The organism is Amycolatopsis sp. AA4 (assembly GCF_002796545.1).
Classification (GTDB): Bacteria; Actinomycetota; Actinomycetes; order Mycobacteriales; family Pseudonocardiaceae; genus Amycolatopsis.
Genome location: NZ_CP024894.1, coordinates 8,730,747 through 8,753,133 on the forward strand (window position 1 = coordinate 8,730,747; position 22,387 = coordinate 8,753,133).

Below are 22,387 nucleotides of genomic sequence, written 5' to 3' on the forward strand. Positions count from 1 at the left end.
ATGCGGCTGAAAAGGACACTCGCGGTCGCGGCGGCCGCGCTCGTGACCGTGGCCGGGGTGAGCGCCTGCCGGGATTCCCGGGAGATCGACCTCGGCAACGGCGGGCGGCCGCACCTCAAGATCATGGTCGGCGGACTGTCCAAAGTGATCTATCTGCCGGGGCAGCTCGCGAAGCAGCTTGGCGAGTACCAGAAGCAGGGACTGGACGTCGAGCTGTTCGACCAGCCGTCCGGGGCCAACGCGGAAACCTCGTTGCTGGCCGGTGAGGTGCAGGGCGTGGTCGGGTTCTACGACCACACCATCGACCTGCAGGCCAAGGATCAATGCATCACCAGCGTGGTGCAGTTCGCGAATGTGCCGGGCGAAGCGGAAATGGTCGCGACCCCGAAGGCCGGGCACATCAAATCCGGCGCGGATTTCCGCGGCAAGAACCTCGGCGTGACGTCGCTGGGCTCGTCGACGGACTTCCTCACCAAGGCGCTCGCCAGCCGCGGCGGGGTCGGCAGCAAGGATTACACGCCGGTGAAGGTCGGGGCCGGGCAGACGTTTATCTCTGCCATGCAACAAGGTTCGATCGACGCGGGCATGACGACCGACCCGACCATCGCGCAGCTGACCAACACCGGCCAGGCCAAGGTGCTGTACGACATGCGCACGCCGGAGGGCACGCGTGCGGCGCTGGGCGGGTTGTACCCGGCGAGTTCGCTGTATATGAGCTGCGAAATCGTGAAACGCTATCCCGACGTCGTGCAGAAACTCGCTAATGCGTTCGTGAATTCGCTGCAGTGGCTTTCCACGCACACCGCGGAGGAGGTGGCTGATCTGATGCCGCCGTCGTTCGCGGGCGGGGACAAGGCGTTGTACGTCAAATCGCTCAAGGACAGTCTGCCGATGTTCACCAAGGACGGCCGGATGGACCCGTCCGGGGCGCAGAACGTGCTGAAGGTGCTGGGCGCTTCTTCCAGCAACGTGAAGCCCAAAAAGGACAAGATCGATCTGTCCAAGACGTACACCACCCAGTTCGTGGACGCCGCGCACGCCCGTACGGCGCGGTAGTCCACTTCGGAAGGAGTCCGTGCCGGCCCGCCGCCTCCCCTGGCGGGCGGGCACGGACTTCCGTGTACACACAGGAGAATCAGGACATTTGGTGAAGAGTTCCCGAGGTGTGAATACCCTTCGAAAGTAGCTACCAACTCGGGCGAACGAAATTCAACACTGGTACGCGCAGCCACTCCCGTGACCAGATTGGACGCCCATGAGTTCACGATCTTTCCGTCGTCCCCTCGGATTGCTGGCGGCCGGTGCGTTCGCGGCCGCGACCCTCGCGGCCGGCGCGGGAGCCGGGCCCGTCACGTTCGGCAAACACTTCCACGGGGACCATTACTCCGGCGGAAACTGGGGCGGTTACGTCAGTTTCGGCAGTTTTACCACCGCGACCGCGGGCTGGACCGAACCGGCGGCCACCTGCAATTCCAGCAACGACCTGTTCGCGCCGTGGGTCGGCATCGACGGCGACGGTTCGTCCACTGTGGAGCAGACCGGCGTCGCGACCGATTGCTCCAGCGGCAGCCCGCAATACCAGGCGTGGTACGAAATGTACCCGGCCGCGCCGGTTTACTACTCGGCGAGCGAAGCGCCGGTGAACGCGGGAGACCACCTCACCGCGACCGTCACGCGCAGCAACAACAGCTACAGACTCGACCTGAGGAACGACACCCAGGGCTGGACGAAAACGACCACGCAGTCGTTGAACGCGAAGCACTCGTCGGCGGAGGCGATCATCGAATCGCCGACCGATTCGTACCCCGCGCTCGACGGCGGGGTGAATTTCGACGGGGTCAAGTTCGACGGCAAGAACCTCGCCGACACCAATCCGCAGGGCCTCAACGCGGACGACGGCGGCAGCGCGACGTGGGTCCCCGGTCCGATCGGATCGGACGGGCAGAGCTTCACGATGAACCGTCAGTAGCAGGGAAGCCCTGAGGGAAGCGGATTCCCTCAGGGCTTCCGTCACGGACGTTCGAAGCGGTAGGCGCGTTCGACCCGGGAGACCTGGACGTCGAATTCCGTGTACCACTCGGCGCGGCCCTGCTCGCGGGTTTCGGTGTGCTCCAGGTGGGTGCGCCACCCGGTGATGGCGTCCTCGTCCTGCCAGTACGACACGGTGATGCCGAGCCCGGACTCGTCGCGGACGGAGTTCTGGCCGAGGTAGCCGGGCTGTTTCGCGGCCAGTTCGGACAGGTAGGCGGCGCGCTCGGCGTAACCGCGGTCGCCGTCGGTGCGCCGGGACGTGAAGATCACCGCGTAGTACGGCGGTTCGGGAAGCTCCATGGCCGGAGATATACCTGGCGGACGCCGTCGAGGCCAGCGGGTTTCAGCCCTGCAGCCCGTTGACCGCCCACGCGAACACCATCAGCGCGAGCAGCAGCGAGATCCCGGCCTGGACCATCATGGTCATCTTCGCCCAGATCCGCAGCGGCATGACGTCGGTCGGGCTGAACGCGGTGGCGTTCGTGAACGACGTGTAGAGGTAGTCCAGGTACCGCGGTTCCCATTCGGTCTTGGCCATCGACGGGTCGCTCATCTGCGGAAACTGCAGATCGGGGAAGTCCGCCCGGCCCGCCGCGCGACGGGCCGGCCCGCCGCGGTCGAACTCCCAGTACCAGAGCGAGAAGACGACGATGTTGGTCCAGTAGACGACCACGCCGCTGATCAGCACCTGCACCGCGTGCCCGCGTTGCGCGCCCTGTGCGATCCCGATCACCAACTGCACCGCGGACGCCCCGTTGAGCACGCTGACGACGGCGAGCGCGGTCAGCGCGACCATGCGCTCGACGATGTTGAACTCGGTGAGCCGGCCCGGGTTGATCAGCAGCAGCGCGATGATCAGCACGGCGGTCAGCGAGGGCAGCAGCCACCACGGGTGCAGCACCATCTCGTCGGGCAACGCGAGCTGCAGGGCGAGCGTTCCGATGACGACGGCCGCCGCGGGCCATCGGGTCTCGCCTTTGGTCGCCCGCCGCCAGGCAGGCACTGGTTCTTCAGCCACCTGGACAACGGTAGGGCGCGGACCGCGGGTTGGCGCGTCGCAGAGATAGACGTGTCGTGGGGCAGTGCGGGCGAAGAGGACGAACCTCCTTCAGGGTGACGGAACGCTTGGCAGCTTCCTCGCGACGTCCGTGCGGCTTCGCGCGCCTAGCTTGCGAAGCACCTTCGCTACGTGCTGCTCCACCGTGCGCGGAGACAGGAACAGGCCGTCGGCGATCTGGCGGTTTGTCCGCCCCTCCGCGAGCATCTCGGCGACTTCGCGCTCTCGCGGCGACAGTTCGCGACCGTAGCCGCGACGGCCGCGTTGCGACGGTGCCCACGCACCGTGTTCGCGAAGCACGTGATGGCAGCGGCCAGCGTCGCGCGCGGCACCTAGCTGTGTGTACGCAGCTGCGGCCTGTCTGAGCGCAGCGGTCGCGTCGTCTTGACCTGCAGCGAGTCGACAGCGTGCCGCGCGTTCACGCATGCCTGCCGCGAGGTACGGCATCGGCAGCGCTGCGTACGCGTCGGCGGCGGTGTCGAAGAGTGTTGCGGCGGCTAGGTGTTTCGCGCGCGCGTTGGTCAGGACGGCGCGGCCAGCGTGCAGGGCGGCTGCGGCGAGAGGTGCGTCGCGGTCTTCGATGCCGCGCGCGAACTCTTCGACGAACGCGTCGGCGTCGTGCCAACGGTCTGCGCGCGTGTACGCCTCCGCGGCGGCTGGGACGAGCGACGCTGCCCAGACCCACACGCCTTTGCGGCGCGCGGCGTCGACAGCGACATCAGCGGCTTCGCAGGCTGCGGCGACATCATCGGTCGACAGGTGCACGCCGATCAACACCGAAGCCGCGCACAGCACGACGGGGATAGGGCCTTCGCCCGGACGGTGCGCCGAGGCGTCGGCCAAGTGTCTTCGCGCCGCCGCGAACTCACCACGCACCGCGGCCAGCCCGCCCAGCACCAGCGACGTTTCCATGACGATCGCGCCCAGCGCCGGGTGCCGGGCACGGACGTCTTCGGTCGCCTCGGCCAGGCCGTCCCAGTTGCCGCGGAACCAGGCGAGGCGCACCGCGGTGCCTTCGATCAGGCCTTTCGGGTACAGCGCGCCGGCTTCGGAAGCCCGGCGCAAACCCTCGGCGACCAGCTTTTCGGTCCGGTCGAGGTGGCCGGACCACGACTGCGCGTCGGCGAGGTTGCACCACAGCCGGGCCAGCTGCACGCGTTCCGCGACGCTCGGCGCGGTGTCCGGCATCGCCTGGAACTCCGCCCACGCCGAACCGTCGCCGATGTGCGCGGCGGTCGCGATCCGGTCGCCGGTGAGCGCGAGCCGCAGTTCTGGGTCGGTCAGTCCGGCGTGGACTTCCCGGGCCCGGCGCATCCACTGCTCGTGCCACGACAGCGGGGTGAGCCCGTCGAACGGCAGCGCGAGCAGGTTGATCCCGCGCGCGGCCAGTTCCGGCCGGTCCGACAGTTCGGCGACGGCGCGTTCCACCGCCGCGCGCCCCTGCTCCAGCCGTCCGGCGACGCGGACCAGCAGCATGCCCAGCGCGAGCCGGATGGTCCCGTGCACGGCCGGCGGCAGCGGCCGGTCTTCGAGCACCTTCTCCAGCGTCAGGTGGACATCCGGGCGGAAGACGCGCAGCGAGACGTCGCTGAGCTTCTTCGCCAACCGACCGACCGCGTCCTCGTCGGCCTTCGCGACGATCGCCTGCAGCAGGTCGATCGCGCGTGCGGTATCGCCGTGCGCGATCGCTTCGTCCGCCGCTTCTTCCGCGTAATAACGCCATTCCTCGACGCGCCCGGCGGCGTGCGCATGCGCGGCGAGCAACGACAACGGCTGACCAGGAAGGTGCATTGCCTTGGTGTGCAACAATTTCCGCTCGGACGCGCTGAGCCCATCGTACACGGCTTTGCGCGCGAACGGATGCCGAAAGCCGTAGCGATTGTCGTCGACCTCTTCCACCAGGCCGTCCGACCACACGATCTCGTCCTCGGCCAACCCGGCCAGCTCATTCAGCACCGACAACTCGGCGGGCAGGTCAAGCACGGCGGCGGCTTTGGTGAGCTGAATCGCGGCCTTCGGCAGCGCGGACAGCTGCCTGGACACCGATTCCTGAAGTGCGGCCGGAACTTCCAGCCGGTCCAGCGCCGACTCGGTCAGTTCGACCCCACGCAACGCACGGAGAGTTTCCTCGGCGACAAAGGGAATTCCGGCCGTGTACTCGTGCAGCTTGGCGGTGAGCTCGGCGCTGATCCGGGGCACGCCCAGAAGATCGCAAGCCATCGCGGTGACCGCCGCGGGGTCCAGCGGACCGAGCGTCACCTGCGCGCTGTGCACCTCCGGAGCCGTGCGAACGCGGGAGTTCCCGGTGCGACAGGTGGCGACGACGCCCAGGTCAGGCGGCCAATCGACGGCGAGAAACCGCAGCAGGTCACCGGTTCCCGGGTCGGCGCGGTGCAGGTCGTCGAGGAGCAGGACGGTCGGACCGCAGGCGATCAGCAGCTCCCGGAACGCGCGGAACACGCGATGCCGTTGCGCCCCGGCGTCCGGCAGCGGTTCCGGCGCGGGCGGCAGCACGTCGGCCAGTTCCGGCAGAAGCGGTTGCAGCGCACCGGCAACCGGGCTCAGCGGCCCGAGCCGATTCCCGGCGGAGCGCAACGCTTCCAGGATCGGTCCGTACGGAAAGGGCTCGGCCAGCTGCGGGCACGCGCCGCGCAGCACGCGGATCCGGGAGAACTCCGGACGGACGGCGAGTTCGGCGAGCAGCCGGGTTTTGCCCATTCCGGGCGCGCTCTCCACCAGCACCGCGGCGGGCCGGTGTCCGAGAACTTCGGTGACGGCGGCGAGTTCGCGGTCCCGTCCGGCGAAAGCCGCCGGACGCGGACGCACTGAGACCAACGTCGGAACGGCCGGCCACATCACGACCTCCCCAGCGAGCATCTTGTCCGTTTCGCCCGGAGCTTAAGCAGTGCGCGGGGCGCGGTAAACCGACTCTCGACGGGAGCGTGCGCACGCTCCTCACACGTCTGCCTCCGTACGGTCACCAAATGGCAGAAGAAAACCCGGCTTGCGGTCACAAAGAGTGCGAAACCTCGTGGAGTTCGCCGGTTCAGCGGAACAACCCACGGACGCCCCCTTCGGCGGCGAACGCTCGGTAGTCGCGCAAGTCCCTACTTAAGGATTGCTCCGCTACCTATTCTCGCGCCCCCTTATTGCAGTGGATTGAACCACCGCCGCACCCTTCGAGGCCGGGGGGAACCGAACGCGAGGGAGAAGCATGAAAGCCATCAGATTCCTCGGCGCCGCAACCGCAGCCGCGGCGGTGACGGCGATCTTCGCCGGCGTCCCGGCCGCGACCGCCGCGCCGCTCAACCCCGACATGGTCCCGGCGATGCAGCGCGACCTCGGCCTGACCCACAGCCAGGCACTCGCCCGGCTCGCGAACGAGGAGGCGGCGAACAAGGTCGGCGCGGCACTGGAGAATTCTCTCGGCGAACGCTTCAGCGGCACGAGCTTCAACGCGGCCACCGGCAAGGCCGTCGTCTCGGTGACCGACGCGGCGCTCGTCGACCAGGTGCGCGCGGCCGGCGCCGAGGCGCAGGTCGTCCGGTTCAGCGCCCGGCAGCTCGACTCGACCGTGCAGACGCTCAACGCCCACGAGAAGGCCGCGCCGAAGTCGGTCACCGGATGGGGCATCGACACCGCGGCCAACCGGATCAGCCTGACTGTCCTCAAGGGACAGCGCGGCGCGGCGGAGCAGTTCGTCCGGGAGTCCGGTGTGGACGGTTCCGCGGTGACCGTGACGGAGACCTCGGCCGTGCCGAAGGCGCACTACAACGTGCTCGGCGGGGATGCCTATTACATCGGCAGCTCGTCGCGCTGCTCTGTCGGATTCTCGGTGAACGGCGGCTTCCTGACCGCGGGCCACTGCGCCGCACTCACCGGCGGCGGCGCGCTGTCCGGCTACAACCGGGTCGCGATGGGCCAGTTCTCCACCTATCGCTTTCCCGGCGCGGACTACGCGGCCGCGCGGGTCAACAGCAACTGGACCCCGGTCGGCCAGATCAACAACGGCACGCGCGTCGCCGGTTCCACCGAGGCCGCCGTCGGCGCTTCGGTGTGCAAGTCCGGTTCCACCACCGGCTGGACCTGCGGCACGATCCGCGCCAAGAACCAGACGGTGCGTTACCAGGAGGGCACCGTGACCGGCATGGTGCTCACCAACGCCCGGTCCGACCACGGCGACTCCGGCGGTTCGTTCATCAGCGGGAACCAGGCACAGGGCATGGTTTCCGGCGGCGACACCGTCAACAGCTACTACTACCCGGTGAACGTCGCGCTGTCGGCGACGGGCACGACGCTCGTCCGCGGCTGAGCAGTTTCGGAGTGCCTGCGTTGCTCGGCGCAGGCACTCCTTGCCGCGTCAGGACGGATCGGCGGCCATCCCGTCGATCCAGGAACCTGGGCGGGATGGTGCCGAGGGCCGGCACTGTGCGCTTGTCCCGGAGTCCACATGCGACAAAGGCGGCTCGAGTGCCTCCAGCGCACTCGAACCGCCCTTGTCCGCATTGCCGCGGGATCGGCAGGTCTTGTCTCACACGTTGCTGATCTCCTCGATCAGCCCGTCGATGTCGAAGTACTCGCTCTCGGCGCCGAACGGCACCAGCTCGTAGGAAGATTCGAGGAACGCCTCGAGGTCGGCGCGCTCCAGCTCGAACGACGCGTAGCCGTCGGGCGATTCGATTTCCAGCGTCAGCAGGGCCTCGTCCTCGGACAGGTCGGGGCGGATCCGCACGTCGCCGATGCCGGTGGGCTCGTCCAGCCCGGCCACGAGCAATTCGCGGGCGAACGTCCACTCGATCCACCGGCCGCGTTCGGTCCGGAACGCCACGGTGACCGCGTACGGCTCCGACACGTGGAAGGAGAGACGGGACAGCACCGGCGTAGTGCTCTCGTTCAGCAGTACGAACTGGGTCTGGTGTACGGCGTCGGTGGTGTGCACGGCTGCTCCTGGAGTCCTCCGGTCGTTCGCGCCTCGCGAACTGGTCGGCAGGGAGATGATCGGCTCGGGAGCACATGACGGCGTTCGGCCGACGTTCACGCGATCGGTTGCATCGGGCCGCGAACGCGTAACACCGGACACAGAACCCTTGCGTTTCCGCGCCGGTCAGGAAAGCGGCAGCGTGAGGCCCACTTTCACCCGGTCCATCGCCACGCTCGTGGTGAAATGCCGGACGTTGGGGTTGTCGAAGAACATCCGCCGCGCGAAATTCTCGAACGCCGCCATGTCCGGGCAGGTGACCACGAGGACGAAGTCCGCGGTGCCGGTGACGTAGTAGCACTGCTGCACGCAGTCGTCGGCGAGGACCTGGGCGCGGAAACCGTCGAGCACCGCCAGGCTCTCGCGCTCCATCTCGACCATGACGACGAACGTCATGTCCAGCCCGAGCGCGGCGGGCGACAGCACCGCGACCTCCTTCTCGATCACTCCGGCTTCGCGCAGCCGTTTGATCCGCCGCTGCACGGCCGCGGCGGACAGGCCCACTTTGGACCCGATGACCTCGGCGATCGTGCGGGCGTCGGTCTGCAGGCAGGAGAGGATGGCGAGGTCGAGCTGGTCCAGGTCGGGAGTGCGCACGCTTCAGGCTAACCGGGCGGACCGACAAAAAGCCTCGGGTTTACCACGCGGCCGAACCGGCGAGCGCAATACCTCCTATTGAGCGAATGTGGAAGAGGTCTCTTAGTGACGTGGAACACAACTGACCGGTCTACCCAGGGGTAGGCCATACAAGGGAGGCAACCGGCGACGTCCGCCAACAAGCCGGTCTGGGAGGTCCCGTCATGAGTGCTGTCCGGTCGTGCCATCGCGCTGCCGTCATCGCCGGAATCGGCGGTGCGCTGCCCGAGCACGTGGTGACGAACCACGAGATCGCGGCCCGCCTGGACACGAGCGACGAGTGGATCCGCACCCGCACCGGGATCCGGGAGCGCCGCCGGGTCGCGCCCGGCCAGTCCACAGTGGACCTCGCCGAGGAAGCGGGGCGAGCGGCGCTCGGCCCGGACGGGCACGCGGACGCGGTCGTGCTCGCCAGCTCCACCGCCGACCAGCTGTGCCCGGCCACCGCGCCGCAGGTGGCGGCCCGGCTCGGCCTCGGCACCGTGCCCGCGCTCGACGTCAACGCGGTGTGCAGCGGCTTCATCTACGCGCTCGCGACCGCCGCCGGGTTCATCGCCGGCGGGATGGCCGAGCGCGTGCTGGTGATCGGCGCGGACGTCTTCACCTCGCTGGTCGACCCGGACGACCGCACGACGGTGCCGATCTTCGGCGACGGCGGCGGCGCGGTCCTGCTGCGCGCGGGCGAGCCCGGCGAACGCGGCGCGCTCGGCCCGTTCGACCTGCACAGCGAGGGCGAACTGGCGAAGCTGCTGTGGGTCGAGGCGGGCGGCGCGGCGCAGCGGGTGCCGGAGAACCCGAAGGACCGGTTCCTGGTCATGCAGGGCACGGCCGTGTTCCGGCAGGCGTGCGCGCGGATGGCGGAATCCTCGCGCGCGGTGCTGGAGCAGGCGGGCTGGATGGTCGGCGACGTCGACCGGTTCGTCGGGCACCAGGCGAACATCCGCATCCTGCAGGCGACCGCGAAGCAGCTCGGCATGCCCGCGGACGCGGTGGTGTCGAACATCGACCGGGTCGGCAACACCAGCGCGGCGTCGATCCCGCTCGCGCTCGCGGACGCGGTCGCCGACGGGACGCTGACGCCCGGGCACCGCGTGCTGCTGACGGCGTTCGGGGCCGGGCTGACCTGGGGTTCGACGGTGCTGACCTGGCCCGAGCTGCCGTGAGGCGCTAGGTCGTCCAGGTCCGGGTCTCGCGGTGGCGGCCGCGGAGGTGGAGTTCGCCGTGCAGCCGCCAATGTTCCCGTTCGCCGCCCAGCGCAGATTTCACCGTCGTTTCGCTGGCGAGCACCCGCGACGGCACGGCTTTCGCGTGTTCGGTGAGCCGCGCGGCCTCGTTCACCGCGTCGCCGATCACCGTGTACTCCAGGCGGCTCGACGCACCGAGTTGCCCGGCGAAGACCTGTCCGGTCGCCACGCCGATCCCCAGGTCCAGCTCGCCTTCCGAGAGCACCGCGTCGCGAATCGCGCGGGCCGCGGCGAGCGCCATCGTCGGGCTGTCGGACAGCCGGGTCGGCGCGCCGAACACGCACAGCGCGGCGTCACCCTGGAACTTGTTGACCAGGCCGCCCCGAGCGTCCACCGCGGACACCACGCTCGCGAAAAACCGGTTCAGCTTCTCGACCAGTTCCTGCGGCGGAGTGCGCGACGCGAGCGCCGTCGAGTCCACGACGTCCACGAACAGCGCGGTGACCTCGCGGACATCACCGGAGAGCGAAGCGCCGTATTCGAGCGCGTGCCGGGCGACGTCGGTGCCGACGTGGCGGCCGAAGAGGTCGCGCATCCGGTCCTGTTCGCGCAGGCCGGCGGCGAGGTCGTTGACCGACGTCTGCAGCATCCCGATCTCGCTGGAATCGTCCACGTCGACGTGCACGTCCTTGCGTCCGCGCGCGATCGCGTCCAGCGCGATCCGCAGCCGGTGCAGCGGCGCGGCGACCGCGCGGGACAGGAGAGCGGTGCCGATCGCGCCGGTGGTCAGGCCGGTCACGGACAGCACGATCAGGCTTGCCGTCGGGTTGCCGTGGCGGCCGAGATCGGGCGGCGTGGTCACCAGCAGCACGCCGATCAGCGGTACGCCGCTGGCCAGCACCCAGGTGACGACCAGCCGGGTCAGCACGGTGACTGGCAGCGCGCCGCGCGGCGGGAGGACGTCGAGCGCCATCGTCATCACCGGCCGCGCGACCCATTCCGCGGCCAGATACGTGAGGCCGACCGTGGTCAGGCCGCCGAGCCCGATGGTGAGCGCGATGCCCGCCGCGTCGCCGATCGAGCCGAGGAGCCCGGCCAGGATGCCCAGCGCGAGCGCGCCGATCAGCCAGAGGGTGCCGCTCACCACTGCCATGTCGAAGGGCAGCCGCAGCGCGCGCTTCGCTTCGTCCGCGGTCGGCGGGCGGCCGATCGTGAACCACACCACGGTGCGGCGCTGCAGATAAGCGGTCCAGAGCGTGCCGACGATCAGGGCGAGCGCGACCACCCCCGCCGCGGTGACGCCGAGCACCCAGCCTCGGTCGTCGACGTCCGCCGGCAACCCCTGCAAGAGCAGCAGCAACGCGACGACGCCCGCCCCGGCGACACTCGAGCCGACGCCGAGCGCGGCGAAGCCCAGACTGGTGCGCAGAACCAGCCGGAACCTCCCCGCGATCATCGTGCGCACCAGCAGATCGTATGGGGTGGCGGGTCCGGGAGCGAAAAAGCTGTCGCTGTCGGGGCGCGGCGATGGTTAGCGTGGTCCTATGCAACCGCTCGACCCCGCCGAGATCCGCGCCTCGTTCGTCAACTGTTCCCGCGGGGAAGCCAAATCCGTCACACTGCCCGCGGACATCCCGTGGGAGAAGCGCGACTTCCTCGGCTGGCGCGACGCGAAGGCACCCGGCCGGGCATATCTCGTGGTCCCGCACGGCGACGAGGTGATCGGCCTGTCGCTGCGCGCCGCGCCGTCGCCGAAGTCTCGGCTGCGCAGCAACATCTGCGCGTTCTGCACCACGACGCATCCGCTCGCCGACATCGCGTTGTTCACCGCGCGGCTGGCCGGAAAAGCCGGTCGCGACGGCAACACGGTGGGCACGTATTTGTGCTCCGACCTGGCGTGCAGCGCGTACTTGCGCGGCGAGCGCAAGCCCGCGGTGCCGCAGCCGAAGGAGACGCTCACGGAGGAGGAAGCCGTGGAGCGGATGAACGAAAAGATCAGCCGGTTCGTGGCGCGGGTGCTGGAAACCCGGTAACCGCCGTGCGGGTGCTGGTGACCGGGATGTCCGGCGTGGGCAAAAGCAGCCTGCTCGCAGAACTTTCCCGGCGCGGGTACCGCACGGTCGACACCGATTACGGCGGTTACACCCGCGACGGACTCTGGGACGAAGACCGGATCGCCGCGTTGTTGGCGACGCCGGAGCCGTTGTTCGTGTCCGGCACGGTCTCGAACCAGGTGCTGTTCTATCCGCGCTTCACGGACATCGTGTTGCTCAGCACGCCGCGCGAGGTGCTGATCGAGCGACTGGCGACGCGGAGCGGCAATCCGTACGGGAAGCACCCGGACGAACTTGCCGAGACGTTGCGGTACCTGGACGAGGTGGAGCCGTTGCTGCGCTCGTCGGCGACGTTCGAGGTGGTGACCACGGTGCCGGTGGCCGAGGTCGCCGACGCGGTCGTGCGCCGGGTCGGTTAGGGATTCAGAAATCCCACTCGCCGATCCGGCCCATCTTCCGGATCACCGGGAACAGCGCCGACGCGCGCAAGGCCAGCCGGGACGCGGCGGGGATCTTCGCGACGGCCTCGTCGTCTGCCCAGTCGGTCGCGTCCACACTGGACACCAGGCGGAGGCCGTAGCGCTCCAGTTCGTGCGGATCGTCGATGCCCCAATGCAAAGTCGCGCCCGCGCGGCGGACGACCGGGTTGATCATCTGTGCCTTGACGCCGAGCGAGCTGAAGAAATCGACCACGATCCGGCCGGACGGGAACTTGCCGACGAGCCTGCGGACCAGTTCGGTGCCGGACTCCGCGGTGAGGTACATCGTGAGCCCCTCGGCCACGATCAGCGCCTCGCGGTCGCCGGGAACCTGGTCGAGCCAGTCGAAATCGGTGACGGACGAGCCGATCATGGTGTACCCGGGCCGTTCCGGGTAGATCCGGCCGCGCACGTCGACGACCTCGGGATAGTCCACGTCGAACCACGTGACCGAGGGCGGCGGGTCGAGCCGGTAGACGCGGGTGTCCATTCCGCAGCCGAGGTGCACGACGATCGCTTCGGGGTGTTCGGCGAGCCATTTGGCGGCCCGCTCGTCGATGGCGCGCGCCCGGATCGCGACGGAGACCGCGGAGTTTTCGTTGACGCCGAGCTTGCGGAAGTCATAGTCGATCTTCTTGACCGCTTCGTCGGCCGCGGTGTCGCCGAGAATCGGGTTTTTCCGGCGAGCGTCGAGCGCGCGGCCGTACAGCGTGCCCAGGTTGGTCGCCTTTTCCTCGGTGAAGTGCACTTTCTCCACGGCCTGGCCCCCTTGGTGTCAAACTTTTCACAAACTTGTGAAGACTGTAGCGCTGATTGCCGGGGAGGGCATCATCCGCAGGCATGGCGAAGCGCTTGCAGATCGCGATCGACTGTGCGGAACCGGAGCGGCTCGCGGACTTCTGGGCCGAGGCGCTGGGGTACGCGGTCGAGGATCCGCCCTCCGGTGCGTCGAGCTGGGCCGAGTTCTCGCGCTCGGTCGGGGACGGCGCGGAGGCGTGGTGCGCGGCGGCCGACCCGGACGGGCTCGGGCCTCGGTTGCTGTTCCATCGCGTGCCTGAGCCAAAACGCGGCAAGAACCGGCTGCACCTGGACGTGCGGATCGGTGCGGCGGAGCGAGCCGCGATCGAGGCCGAGACAGCGCGGTTGGTCGCGCGCGGTGCGCGGCAGGTGCACACGATCGAGGACGAGAGCGGGTGTTTCGCGGTGCTGCAGGATCCGGAGGGGAACGAGTTCTGCGTGTGCTGATTCAGGAAGACGCGTAGTCGTGGGCGTAGGTTTTCGCGTCCAGCAAATGTTTGAGCGTGATCTCGCGGGCGGCCGCCGCGTCCGAACGGCTGATGGCGTCGAGGATCGCGCGATGCTCGGCCACGGCCTTCCGGATCTGGCCAGGCAACCGCAGCGCGGCGCGGCGTTCCTCGCCGACCAGGGCGAGCACTGAACGGAGCAGGTCCGCGACGTCGTCGTTGCCCGCGTTGCCGGCGATCACCCGATGGAACTCGGCGTCGGTCGCGATGACCCGCAGCATGTCTCCGGCCGCCGCGGCCTCTTCCATCTCCGCGACGTTGTCCGCGAGCCGCTGCACGACGCGCGGCGTGTGCTGCTCCGCGAGCCGCTCGGCGAGGGTCGGCTCGACGGTCGCGCGGAGGTCGAAGAGTTTTTCCACCAGCTGCTCGTGCTCGGAAAACCAGCTGCTCAGCGGGCTTTCAGCGGTGCCCTGCTCGCGGACGTAGGTGCCCGACCCGGCGCGGATCTGGACGTAACCGATCGAATCCAGGACGCGCAACGCCTGCCGCAACGACCCGCGGCTGATGCCGAGCTGCTCGCACAGCGCGCGTTCCGCGGGCAGGCGCGAGCCCGGCGGGAGTTCGCCCGAGTCGATCATCGTGCGCAGATGGTCGACCGTGGCGCTCCAGACCTGCTCGGATTCGTGGGCCACGCCGCCCATCCTGGCAGCTGCCGTCCGCGGGCGCGCGAAATTGTCGGTCGCGGGTGTCACGATCGTCGGTGGGAAAGGGAGGGAGTCATGACCGCGAAGTTCAAGGATCTGGCATTGGACGCACTCGACCACCAGGCCCAGGCCGACTGGTGGTGCCGGGTGCTCGGGTATGTCCGCCGGAGTCCGCCGGGAGGAAGCCCGCCGCCGCCGGAGTGGCCGGTGGCGATCGTCGACCCGGCTGGCGAGGGTCCGTTGATCTGGCTGAACCCGGTGCCGGAGCGCAAGACGGTGAAGAACCGGATGCACCTGGACGTGTGGGGAGACCCGGGCGAGCTGGCCGCGGCCGGGGCTCGGATGGTGGCGGAGCGGGGCGAGGAGCGGGAGTGGCACGTGATGGCGGATCCGGAGGGGAATGAGTTTTGCGTCTTTGAGCGGTGAGGGGTTGGCGGGATTGGGCGAGGGAGTGGCTGAGTGGGGAGGTGGGTGCGGTTGGGGCGGAGCTAGGCCGTGGAGGTGCGTTGGCGGCTGATGCCGAGGCGGCCGCGGGCGGAGTGCGGGTTGGTGGCTGCGGAGGTGCGTTTGTGGCGGACGTGCGTTGAGGCCTGATGCGGAGGCGGTGGCCGCGGGAGGAGCGCGGGTTGGTGGCTGCGGAGGTGTGGCGTGGGCAGGTCGCTGCGCAGTTCCGTTGCTGAGGCGCGGAGCAAAGCGGGCCAGTGGCCAGTCTGGAGTGCGGACGGGCGGTGAAGCGGAGAGCGAAGAGCGGAGGTGACTGCTGTTGGAGCGGATCGAAGAGCCGGTTAGCGGCTGAGGCGGTGGCGAACCGCGGGCAAACGGCCTGACGCATTTACGGACTGGCGGCTAGGCGGAGTGCGGGCTGGCAGTCAGGCGAGTGTGCCTGGCAGCCAGGCGACGGTGGCTGGCAGTGCGGGCGAAGCGTGGATGCCGCAGCCGAAGCGGTGTGTTGGCGGTGAGGTGTGCGGACTGGCGGTGTGGTCGGCGTGCGGGCGCCGTGGCCGAAGCGGAGCGCGCGGCAGAAGTGCGGGCCAACGGTCAAGCGGTGCGCGGCTGGCGGCGCGGTCGAAGCACGGCCCAAGAGCCGAAGCGGCGTGCGCAGGCGAGCGGGTCGGCGGGCCGGGCGTGCGCTGGTGGGAGTGTCGGCTGGCGGGCCCCGTCGGCTGCGCGGCCACGACAAGCCCTCCGACGAGCCGAAACCCCGCCCCTCCCCAAGCCCCGCCGTGCCCAGACCGACGCCGGGAAGTGTCTGACCGGACACATCGCGTCGCCGGGGGTCGGGGGTGCTGCTTAGGGTCAGCGGGTGAGTGCTTTATGACCTGGTGGCATGCCGTCGTCATCTTCATCGCTGGGATGTGGGCCGGGACGATCAACACGGTGGTCGGGTCCGGGACGCTCGTGACCTTTCCGGTGCTGGTCGCGCTGGGGTATCCGCCGGTGACGGCTACGACGTCGAACGCGGTCGGGCTCGCGCCGGGGACCGTCAGCGGGGCGTACGGCTACCGGCACGAGCTGGTCGGGTACTGGCCGCAGGTGGTGCGGTTCGCGGTCGCCTCGTTCTTCGGGGCTATCGGCGGCACCGTGCTGCTCCTGACGCTGCCCAAGGACGCCTTCGAGAAGGTCGTGCCGGTGCTCGTCGGGCTCGCCGTCGTGCTCGTGATCGTTCAGCCGAAGGTGTCGAAGTGGGTGCAGAAGCGCCGCGAGGCCAACGGGCGCGAGCATCACGCCGGGCCGTTGCTGTTCGGGCTGCTCTTCGTCATCGGGATCTACGGCGGCTACTTCACCGCCGCGCAGGGCGTGATGATGATGGCCGTCATGGGCATGCTGCTGTCCGAACCGTTGCAGCGGCTCAACGGCGTCAAAAACGTGCTGTCCGCGGTCGTGAACATCGTCGCCGGCGCGATTTACGCGTTCGTGGCTCCGGTGAGCTGGCCGGTGATCGGCCTGCTCGCGCTCGGGTCCACGATCGGCGGGCAGCTCGGGGCCAAGATCGGCCGCAAGCTGCCGCCCACCGTGTTGCGCGGCGTGATCGTCGTGATCGGGCTCGCCGCGGTCGTGCAGCTGGTCCTCAAATAGCCTGGAATTCCTTGGCCGCGGCCAGCATCAGGTCGTTCTCCTCCGGCGTCCCGATCGTCACGCGCGCGCCCTCGCCAGCGAACGGGCGCACGATCAGCTTCCGGTCCAGCATGTGCTCGGCGAAGGCCGCCGTGCGCTCGCCGAGCGGGAACCACACGAAGTTCGCCTGGGTCGGCGGGATTTCGTAGCCCATCTCCAGCAACGCGTCCCGCACGCGGGTGCGTTCGGAGATGATTTCCTGGCACCGGGCGAGCAGTTCGTCCTCCGCGTCAAGCGACGCGATCGCGGCGACCTGCGCGATGCTGTTCACCGAGAACGCCACGTACACCTGCTGCAGCGCCTGCGCGATCGGCTCCGGGGCCACCGCGTAGCCGACGCGCAACCCGGCCAGCCCGTACGCCTTCGAGAACGTGCGCAGCACTGCCACATTGCTGTGGGTCCGCGTGAAGTCGACGCCGTCCGGCACCTCGGGGTCGGTGACGAATTCCTTGTACGCCTCGTCCAGCACCACGAGCACGTGCGGCGGCACCGCTTCCAGGAACCGCTCGATCTCGTCCCGGTGCAGCACCGTGCCGGTCGGGTTGTTCGGGTTGCAGACGAAGACCAGCTTGGTGCGGTCGGTGATCCGCGCCAGCATCGCGTCGAGGTCCAGCCCGTGCTCCGGCGTGAGGGGGACTTTCACGCCCGTCGCGAGCGCCACCTGGACCACGATCGGGTAGGCCTCGAACGACCGCCAGCCGAACAGCACCTCGTCGCCGGGACCGCACAGCGCCTGGATCATCTGCTGGCACAGCGAAACCGACCCGCAGCCGATCGCGAGCCGTTCGGCGGGCACGTCCAGCCGCCGCGAAAGCCGCTCGCGCAGGGCCTGGGATCCGTTGTCCGGGTACCGGTTCACTCCGGTTACCGCAGCCGTGATCGCCGCCTGGACGCTCGGCAGCGGACCGCCGGGCACCTCATTGCTCGCGAGCTTGACAGCCCCTTCGATCGTTCGGCCAGGGACGTACTTCGGCAACGAATCGAGGTCAGGGCGGGGGGCGAGGGACGGCATCGTCGGAACTCCTCGGGTTTCACGGGACGACGGGGTCACCGTATCTCGCCCCGGCGGATCCGGAAAGGTTCCCAATGTTCACCCAGAGGTGATTGCATGAGGCGATGACGTCGACGACCACCGTGGATTACCAGCGTACCGACGGCAGCGTCCTCCGCCTCACCTTCGCCGAGCCCGACGGCGCGCTCCGCGGCGGCCTCGTGGTCCTGCACGAGGGCGAGGGAGTGACCGACGGCGTTCTGCTGCTGGTCAAGAGCCTGGCCGGCGAGGGCTGGCTCACCGTCACCCCGCACATCGAGTCCGGCGAACAGCTCACTCAGCGCGACCTGCTCGACGCCACCGACCGCACGCTCGACTGGCTCACCGACCGGGGCGTCGACGCCGACCTGCGCGGCGTCGTCGGCTTCGACCTCGGCGGCACGGCGGCGCTGGTAGTCGCCTCGCACCGCAAGTTCGGCGCGGCGGTGAGCGTCGGCGGACAGGCGGTGGCGGAGCTGCCGAAGCTGCTGGAAATCGCCGGCCGCGTGACCAGCCCGTGGCTCGGCATGTACGGCGACGCCGGCGACGAGGCGGGCGAGGCCCAGGTGGAGCAGCTGCGCGAGGCCGCGGCGACGGCGAAAGTCGCGACGAACGTCGTGCGCTATCCGGGCGCGAACCACCGCTTCGACGCCGACCCCAGCGCGGCCGAAGACGCTTGGCAACGCACCCTCGACTGGTTCGACGCCCACCTCCGCTGAGCGCTCGCACCGGGCCGCTGTGTCCTTTGTGGAGGGTTGCGGGCCGGAAGGGGCTTCGCGAGCACCTCGGGGTTAGCATCGGCGGGTGACCGAGAACGCCGCTGTTCCCGAGGTGCTTTGGCGACCCGACCCGAACCAGGTCGCCGACACGAGGATCGAAGCCTTCCGCCGCTGGCTGCGCGAGCAGCGCGGCGTCGACCTGGCCGATTACGACGACCTGTGGCACTACTCGGTCGAGCACGTCCCGGAGTTCTGGACCGCGGTCGCGGAGTTCTTCGGCGTGCGCTGGCACGAGCAGCCGCGCGAAATCCTGTCCGGCGCGATGCCGGACGCGAAATGGTTCGACGGCGGCACGCTCAACTACGCCGAGCATTCCCTGTCTCCGGGCACCGGCGGCGCGACGAAGGCCGACGACGAACTCGCGGTGATTTTCCACCGCGAGGACGGGCTCGCCGAGCAATTCACCTATGGCGACCTCCGCGCGCACGTCGCGGCCGCGCGGGCCGCGTTGCGGGCTTTCGGCGTCGGCAAAGGAGATCGCGTCGTCGCGCTCGCGCCGAACTGCCCGCAGACGCTCATCGCTTTCCTCGCCACCGCCAGCCTCGGTGCGATCTGGGCGTCGTGTTCCCCGGACTTCGGGATCCGCGCGATCGCCGACCGGTTCGCCCAGATCGAGCCGAAGGTGCTCATCGCGGTGAACGGATACGCTTACAGCGGCCGGAAATTCGACATCCGCGACAACGTGCAGCGGCTGCGCGACGAGATTCCGTCGCTGGAAACCACGGTTTTGGTGAAATACCTGGGAGAAGGAACCCTCGACGGGGTCCTCGACTGGAACGCGGTGCTCGCCGAACACGCGGGCGGCGAGCTGGCCTACGAGCCGGTGGATTTCGCGCATCCATTGTGGATTCTGTATTCCTCGGGCACGACCGGGCTCCCGAAGGGAATCGTGCAGGGCCACGGCGGCATCGTCGTCGAACACTTCAAGGCGCTGGGCCTGCAGAGCGGACTCGGGCCGGGCGACCGGTTGTTCTGGTTCACCACCACCGGCTGGATGATGTGGAACTTCATCGCCTCCGGGCTCCTTGTCGGCGCCACGATCGTGCTGTACGACGGCAGCCCGGGCCATCCGGACCTGAACACGCTGTGGCATCTGGCCGAACAACACCGCGTCACGTACTTCGGCACGTCCGCGCCGTTCATCCAGAGCTGCCTCAAGGCGGGCCTCGCCCCGGCCGAACGCTTTGACCTCAGCGCGCTGCGCGTGGTCGGCTCGACCGGTTCGCCGCTGTCTTCCGAGGGCTTCCGCTGGATCGCCGACGCGATCGGCCGCGACGTGCAGATCTGCTCGGTCTCCGGCGGCACCGACCTGTGCGCGGCGATCGTCGCGGCGGCGCCGGACGTGCCGGTGTGGCTCGGCGAACTGTCCTGCCGCGCGCTCGGCGTGGCCGCGGCGGCGTTCGACGAGCACGGCGAGCCGGTGGTCGACGAGGTCGGCGAGCTGGTGATCACCGAGCCGATGCCGTCGATGCCGGTCTCGTTCTGGAACGACCCGGACGGTTCCCGGCTGCGCGAGGCGTACTTCGAGACGTACCCGGGTATCTGGAGGCATGGCGACTGGGTCAAGATCACGCGCCGCGGTTCGGCGGTGGTCTACGGCCGCAGCGATTCGACGCTCAACCGCGGCGGCGTCCGGATGGGCACCGCCGAGTTCTACCGGGTCGCGGAAGGGTTCGCCCAGGTCGCCGACTCGCTGGTCATCGACACGTCGGCAGCGGGCAACGAGGACGGGCAGCTGCTGTGTTTTCTGGTACTCGCCCCGGGCGCGACGCTCGAGGAAGTCGAGTCTGACCTGCGGAAAGAGCTGCGCACCGCGCTGTCGCCACGACACGTACCCGATCGGTTCATCGTCGTTTCCGAGATTCCCCGTACGTTGAACGGTAAGAAGTGCGAAGTACCAGTGAAGCGGATCCTCTCCGGAGTCGCGCCGGAGAGGGCGGTGAGCAGGGACGCGCTGGCCAACCCGGCCGCGCTGGCCCCGTTCGTGGAGCTCGCCGCGGACTGAACGCGCAAGCGGGGGGAAGCATGGCAGGGCCGTGCGTGTTGCACGCGTGGTGACGGGGACACGCGCGCAGCACACTTGGCAGGCGGCCGGCGTCACGTCGGTCGTCGCGATCACGTGGGTGACCAGGCTGGCCGGGCTGCTGGCGATCGTGTCCACGGTCGTGCCGATGGGCCGCGACGTGCGCGGGCACGTGGCGAAATGGCTGGAGCTGCCGAGCGAGGCGACCACCGCGGCGGCCGCTGTGGCGCTGGTCACCGGTGTGCTGTTGATCATGCTCGCCGCCGGGCTCCGCCGCCGCAAGCGCCGCGCTTGGCAGCTGGCGGTCGCCTTCGCCGCGCTGTTGGCGTTGTCACACCTCGGGTTGCGGCACGTTTTCGGCGCGGGCGTGGTGTCGGTGGTGCTGCTCGCCGGGCTCCTCGGCACGCGGCGCTACTTCATCGCCCGCCCGGACCCGACGGTCGGCCGCTGGCGTGCGCTGCGGGTGCTGCTGCAGCTGGTGCTGGCCGGGTTCGTGCTCAACTTCGCGCTGCTGTCGGTCGCGCCCGCCCGGATGCTCGACCCGCTGAGCTTCGCCGACCGGATCTCCCAGTCCGCGCTCGCGCTCACCGGCGTCAGCGGGCCCGCGGTGTTCCACGAGATGTGGTTCGAGGACCTGTCCGCGTCGATCGGGCTGGTCTTCAGCATCACCGGCGTGCTCGTGGCGGCGTACTTCCTGCTGCGCTCGGCCGAACCCGCACCGGAGCTGTCCGACGACGAACTCGCGCGACTGCACGAGTTGCTCAAGCAGCACGGCGACCGGGATTCGCTGGGCTACTTCGCGCTGCGCCGCGACAAGTTCGCGGTGTTCTCCAAGACCGGCAAGGCGGCCGTGACGTTCCGCGTGATCGCCGGCGTCGCGCTGACGTCCGCCGACCCGCTCGGCGACCACGAGGCCTGGCCCGGCGCGATCGAGGAGTACCTGGACATCTGCCAGCGCAACGCCTGGGTGCCCGCCGCGATGGGCGCGTCCGAGCTGGGCGCGACGGTGTGGGCCAGGTTCGGCCTGGAGGTGCTGGAGATCGGTGACGAGGCGGTCGTCGACACCGAGACGTTCACGCTGGAAGGCCGAGTGATGCGTGGCGTGCGGCAGGCCTCGTCGCGGACGAAGCGGGCCGGCTACAAGGTCCTGGTGCGGCGGGCGGAGGACCTGCGTCCCGGCGAGTTGTCCGAGCTGGTGCACCTGGCCGCCGCCTGGCGCGGCACGGAGACCGAACGCGGCTTCTCGATGGCGCTGGGCCGCATGGGCGACCCCGGTTCGGTGATCGTCACCGCGGAACAGGGCGGCAGCGTCCGAGGCGTGCTGCAGTTCGTGCCGTGGGGCGACCGAGGCCTGTCGCTGGACGTGATGCGGCGGGACCGCACCGCCGACAACGGCGTGAACGAGCTGATGATCTCGGAGCTGCTGCTGTTCTCCCGCGAGAACGGCATCGACCACGTGTCGCTGAACTTCGCCGCGTTCCGCGCCCTGATGGAACAGGGCCAGCGCATCGGAGCGGGCCCGGTCGCGCGGCTCTCGGCGAAGGTCCTGCACTTCTTCTCGCGCTGGATCCAGATCGAAAGCCTCTATCGGTTCAACGCCAAGTTCCAGCCCCGGTGGGTCCCGCGGTACCTCGTCTACCCGGGCGTCGGGTCCCTCCCGAGGGTCGGCATCGCGACCTTCGAAGCCGAGGGCCTCGGCGGCCGTTCTCCCTGGTTGCGGCGGCTGCTGCAGCGTTGAGGGGGGTGCCTTCCGGAGGGGCTGGAGGGGTGTGTAACCTATCTGAGCAGTGGTCGTTAGGACCCAGGAGGCTTCGCCTAGTCTGGTCTATGGCGCCGCACTGCTAATGCGGTTGGGGGTAACCCCCCTCCCGGGTTCAAATCCCGGAGCCTCCGCTGGTGCCTGTTTCGGCAGGTGCTAGGTTAACAACTGAACATGCGCCCGTAGCTCAGCTGGATAGAGCATCTGACTACGGATCAGAAGGTCAGGGGTTCGAATCCCTTCGGGCGCACTGTCTGGTCGAGACAGTAAAGCAAGAAACCCGCTGGTGACGGCGGGTTTCTTGCTGTCTGGGG

At 69.2% G+C, this 22,387-nt stretch carries 21 protein-coding genes and 2 tRNA genes; 14 read left to right on the forward strand and 9 right to left on the reverse strand.

Annotated features, from left to right (window positions below; all coding sequences use genetic code 11):
• The gene (locus CU254_RS40535) at positions 1-1,056 is read left to right on the forward strand and encodes an ABC transporter substrate-binding protein (RefSeq protein WP_009085920.1); all 1,056 of its coding nucleotides are present in this window, start codon (positions 1-3) and stop codon (positions 1,054-1,056) included.
• Between the two features lie 199 nt (positions 1,057-1,255).
• Positions 1,256-1,969, forward strand: coding sequence for a G1 family glutamic endopeptidase (locus CU254_RS40540; RefSeq protein WP_009085921.1), 714 nt, complete (start codon positions 1,256-1,258; stop codon positions 1,967-1,969).
• Positions 1,970-2,010: 41 nt separating this feature from the next.
• Here CU254_RS40540 and CU254_RS40545 read toward each other — a convergent pair whose 3' ends face one another.
• The 3 genes from CU254_RS40545 to CU254_RS40555 form a co-directional block, all read right to left on the reverse strand.
• Positions 2,011-2,331 carry an antibiotic biosynthesis monooxygenase gene (locus tag CU254_RS40545; protein WP_009085923.1) on the reverse strand — a complete coding sequence of 107 codons (321 nt, stop codon included), beginning with the start codon at positions 2,329-2,331 and terminating at the stop codon, positions 2,011-2,013.
• A 43-nt stretch (positions 2,332-2,374) separates the two neighbouring features.
• Positions 2,375-3,049, reverse strand: coding sequence for a DUF1345 domain-containing protein (locus CU254_RS40550; protein WP_009085925.1), 675 nt, complete (start codon positions 3,047-3,049; stop codon positions 2,375-2,377).
• A 90-nt stretch (positions 3,050-3,139) separates the two neighbouring features.
• Positions 3,140-5,914: an AAA family ATPase gene (locus tag CU254_RS40555; RefSeq protein WP_199786444.1), complete on the reverse strand. Its 2,775-nt coding sequence runs from the start codon at positions 5,912-5,914 to the stop codon at positions 3,140-3,142.
• A 388-nt stretch (positions 5,915-6,302) separates the two neighbouring features.
• On the opposite strand from CU254_RS40555, the gene CU254_RS40560 reads away from it, so the two are divergent.
• On the forward strand, positions 6,303-7,400 hold the full coding sequence (locus tag CU254_RS40560) for a S1 family peptidase (RefSeq protein WP_009085929.1): 1,098 nt from the start codon (positions 6,303-6,305) through the stop codon (positions 7,398-7,400).
• Between the two features lie 219 nt (positions 7,401-7,619).
• On the opposite strand, the gene CU254_RS40565 is transcribed toward CU254_RS40560, so the two are convergent.
• Together CU254_RS40565 and CU254_RS40570 are read right to left on the reverse strand one after the other, a co-directional pair.
• Positions 7,620-8,027 (reverse strand): SsgA family sporulation/cell division regulator, encoded by a 408-nt coding sequence (locus tag CU254_RS40565; protein WP_009085931.1) that lies wholly within the window; start codon positions 8,025-8,027, stop codon positions 7,620-7,622.
• Positions 8,028-8,192: 165 nt separating this feature from the next.
• A complete protein-coding gene (locus tag CU254_RS40570) occupies positions 8,193-8,663 on the reverse strand; it encodes an Lrp/AsnC family transcriptional regulator (RefSeq protein ID WP_009085935.1) in 471 nt (156 codons plus the stop codon).
• A 203-nt stretch (positions 8,664-8,866) separates the two neighbouring features.
• Here CU254_RS40570 and CU254_RS40575 point away from each other — a divergent pair, with 203 nt between their 5' ends.
• Positions 8,867-9,865: a beta-ketoacyl-ACP synthase III gene (locus tag CU254_RS40575; protein WP_037719018.1), complete on the forward strand. Its 999-nt coding sequence runs from the start codon at positions 8,867-8,869 to the stop codon at positions 9,863-9,865.
• Between the two features lie 4 nt (positions 9,866-9,869).
• Here CU254_RS40575 and CU254_RS40580 read toward each other — a convergent pair whose 3' ends face one another.
• Positions 9,870-11,342, reverse strand: coding sequence for an adenylate/guanylate cyclase domain-containing protein (locus CU254_RS40580; RefSeq protein WP_037719124.1), 1,473 nt, complete (start codon positions 11,340-11,342; stop codon positions 9,870-9,872).
• 88 nt (positions 11,343-11,430) lie between these two features.
• Here CU254_RS40580 and CU254_RS40585 point away from each other — a divergent pair, with 88 nt between their 5' ends.
• Together CU254_RS40585 and CU254_RS40590 are read left to right on the forward strand one after the other, a co-directional pair.
• Entirely contained in the window at positions 11,431-11,919 is a 489-nt protein-coding gene (locus CU254_RS40585) for an FBP domain-containing protein (protein WP_009085941.1), read from the forward strand.
• Positions 11,920-11,924: 5 nt separating this feature from the next.
• Entirely contained in the window at positions 11,925-12,359 is a 435-nt protein-coding gene (locus CU254_RS40590; RefSeq protein ID WP_009085944.1) for an AAA family ATPase, read from the forward strand.
• 4 nt (positions 12,360-12,363) lie between these two features.
• On the opposite strand, the gene CU254_RS40595 is transcribed toward CU254_RS40590, so the two are convergent.
• Positions 12,364-13,176 (reverse strand): class I SAM-dependent methyltransferase, encoded by an 813-nt coding sequence (locus CU254_RS40595; protein WP_009085945.1) that lies wholly within the window; start codon positions 13,174-13,176, stop codon positions 12,364-12,366.
• 83 nt (positions 13,177-13,259) lie between these two features.
• Between CU254_RS40595 and CU254_RS40600 the strand changes: the two genes are divergently transcribed.
• Positions 13,260-13,664, forward strand: coding sequence for a VOC family protein (locus tag CU254_RS40600; RefSeq protein ID WP_009085947.1), 405 nt, complete (start codon positions 13,260-13,262; stop codon positions 13,662-13,664).
• Between the two features lies 1 nt (position 13,665).
• Here the strand turns inward: CU254_RS40600 and CU254_RS40605 are convergent, their stop codons facing one another.
• Complete coding sequence (locus tag CU254_RS40605) at positions 13,666-14,364, reverse strand: FadR/GntR family transcriptional regulator (protein WP_009085949.1); 699 nt, start codon at positions 14,362-14,364, stop codon at positions 13,666-13,668.
• Between the two features lie 78 nt (positions 14,365-14,442).
• On the opposite strand from CU254_RS40605, the gene CU254_RS40610 reads away from it, so the two are divergent.
• Positions 14,443-14,793 (forward strand): VOC family protein, encoded by a 351-nt coding sequence (locus CU254_RS40610; RefSeq protein ID WP_009085951.1) that lies wholly within the window; start codon positions 14,443-14,445, stop codon positions 14,791-14,793.
• A gap of 888 nt (positions 14,794-15,681) precedes the next feature.
• The gene (locus CU254_RS40620; RefSeq protein WP_009085954.1) at positions 15,682-16,443 is read left to right on the forward strand and encodes a sulfite exporter TauE/SafE family protein; all 762 of its coding nucleotides are present in this window, start codon (positions 15,682-15,684) and stop codon (positions 16,441-16,443) included.
• Here CU254_RS40620 and hisC read toward each other — a convergent pair.
• Positions 16,436-17,494 carry a histidinol-phosphate transaminase gene (gene hisC, locus CU254_RS40625; RefSeq protein ID WP_009085956.1) on the reverse strand — a complete coding sequence of 353 codons (1,059 nt, stop codon included), beginning with the start codon at positions 17,492-17,494 and terminating at the stop codon, positions 16,436-16,438. The genes CU254_RS40620 and hisC overlap by 8 nt on opposite strands.
• Before the next feature lie 104 nt (positions 17,495-17,598).
• Between hisC and CU254_RS40630 the strand changes: the two genes are divergently transcribed.
• The 5 genes from CU254_RS40630 (at position 17,599) to CU254_RS40650 (ending at position 22,323) form a co-directional block, all read left to right on the forward strand.
• Positions 17,599-18,231: a dienelactone hydrolase family protein gene (locus CU254_RS40630; protein ID WP_037719021.1), complete on the forward strand. Its 633-nt coding sequence runs from the start codon at positions 17,599-17,601 to the stop codon at positions 18,229-18,231.
• Between the two features lie 85 nt (positions 18,232-18,316).
• Complete coding sequence (locus CU254_RS40635) at positions 18,317-20,296, forward strand: acetoacetate--CoA ligase (protein ID WP_009085960.1); 1,980 nt, start codon at positions 18,317-18,319, stop codon at positions 20,294-20,296.
• Between the two features lie 46 nt (positions 20,297-20,342).
• A complete protein-coding gene (locus CU254_RS40640; protein WP_037719024.1) occupies positions 20,343-22,052 on the forward strand; it encodes a phosphatidylglycerol lysyltransferase domain-containing protein in 1,710 nt (569 codons plus the stop codon).
• A 66-nt stretch (positions 22,053-22,118) separates the two neighbouring features.
• A tRNA-Ser gene (locus CU254_RS40645) sits at positions 22,119-22,207 on the forward strand.
• Positions 22,208-22,249: 42 nt separating this feature from the next.
• Positions 22,250-22,323 (forward strand) — tRNA-Arg (locus tag CU254_RS40650).
• The last annotated feature ends 64 nt before the right edge of the window (positions 22,324-22,387 follow it).

Bases quoted from the DNA above. Each gene is read 5' to 3' on its own strand.
- CU254_RS40545 (WP_009085923.1), bottom strand. From the start codon at position 2,331: ATGGAGCTTCCCGAACCGCCGTACTACGCGGTGATCTTCACGTCCCGG.
- CU254_RS40585 (WP_009085941.1), top strand. From the start codon at position 11,431: ATGCAACCGCTCGACCCCGCCGAGATCCGCGCCTCGTTCGTCAACTGT.
- CU254_RS40610 (WP_009085951.1), top strand. From the start codon at position 14,443: ATGACCGCGAAGTTCAAGGATCTGGCATTGGACGCACTCGACCACCAG.
- CU254_RS40600 (WP_009085947.1), top strand. From the start codon at position 13,260: ATGGCGAAGCGCTTGCAGATCGCGATCGACTGTGCGGAACCGGAGCGG.
- CU254_RS40535 (WP_009085920.1), top strand. From the start codon at position 1: ATGCGGCTGAAAAGGACACTCGCGGTCGCGGCGGCCGCGCTCGTGACC.
- CU254_RS40620 (WP_009085954.1), top strand. From the start codon at position 15,682: ATGACCTGGTGGCATGCCGTCGTCATCTTCATCGCTGGGATGTGGGCC.
- CU254_RS40540 (WP_009085921.1), top strand. From the start codon at position 1,256: ATGAGTTCACGATCTTTCCGTCGTCCCCTCGGATTGCTGGCGGCCGGT.
- CU254_RS40605 (WP_009085949.1), bottom strand. From the start codon at position 14,364: ATGGGCGGCGTGGCCCACGAATCCGAGCAGGTCTGGAGCGCCACGGTC.
- CU254_RS40575 (WP_037719018.1), top strand. From the start codon at position 8,867: ATGAGTGCTGTCCGGTCGTGCCATCGCGCTGCCGTCATCGCCGGAATC.
- CU254_RS40560 (WP_009085929.1), top strand. From the start codon at position 6,303: ATGAAAGCCATCAGATTCCTCGGCGCCGCAACCGCAGCCGCGGCGGTG.
- CU254_RS40630 (WP_037719021.1), top strand. From the start codon at position 17,599: ATGACGTCGACGACCACCGTGGATTACCAGCGTACCGACGGCAGCGTC.
- CU254_RS40580 (WP_037719124.1), bottom strand. From the start codon at position 11,342: ATGATCGCGGGGAGGTTCCGGCTGGTTCTGCGCACCAGTCTGGGCTTC.
- hisC (WP_009085956.1), bottom strand. From the start codon at position 17,494: ATGCCGTCCCTCGCCCCCCGCCCTGACCTCGATTCGTTGCCGAAGTAC.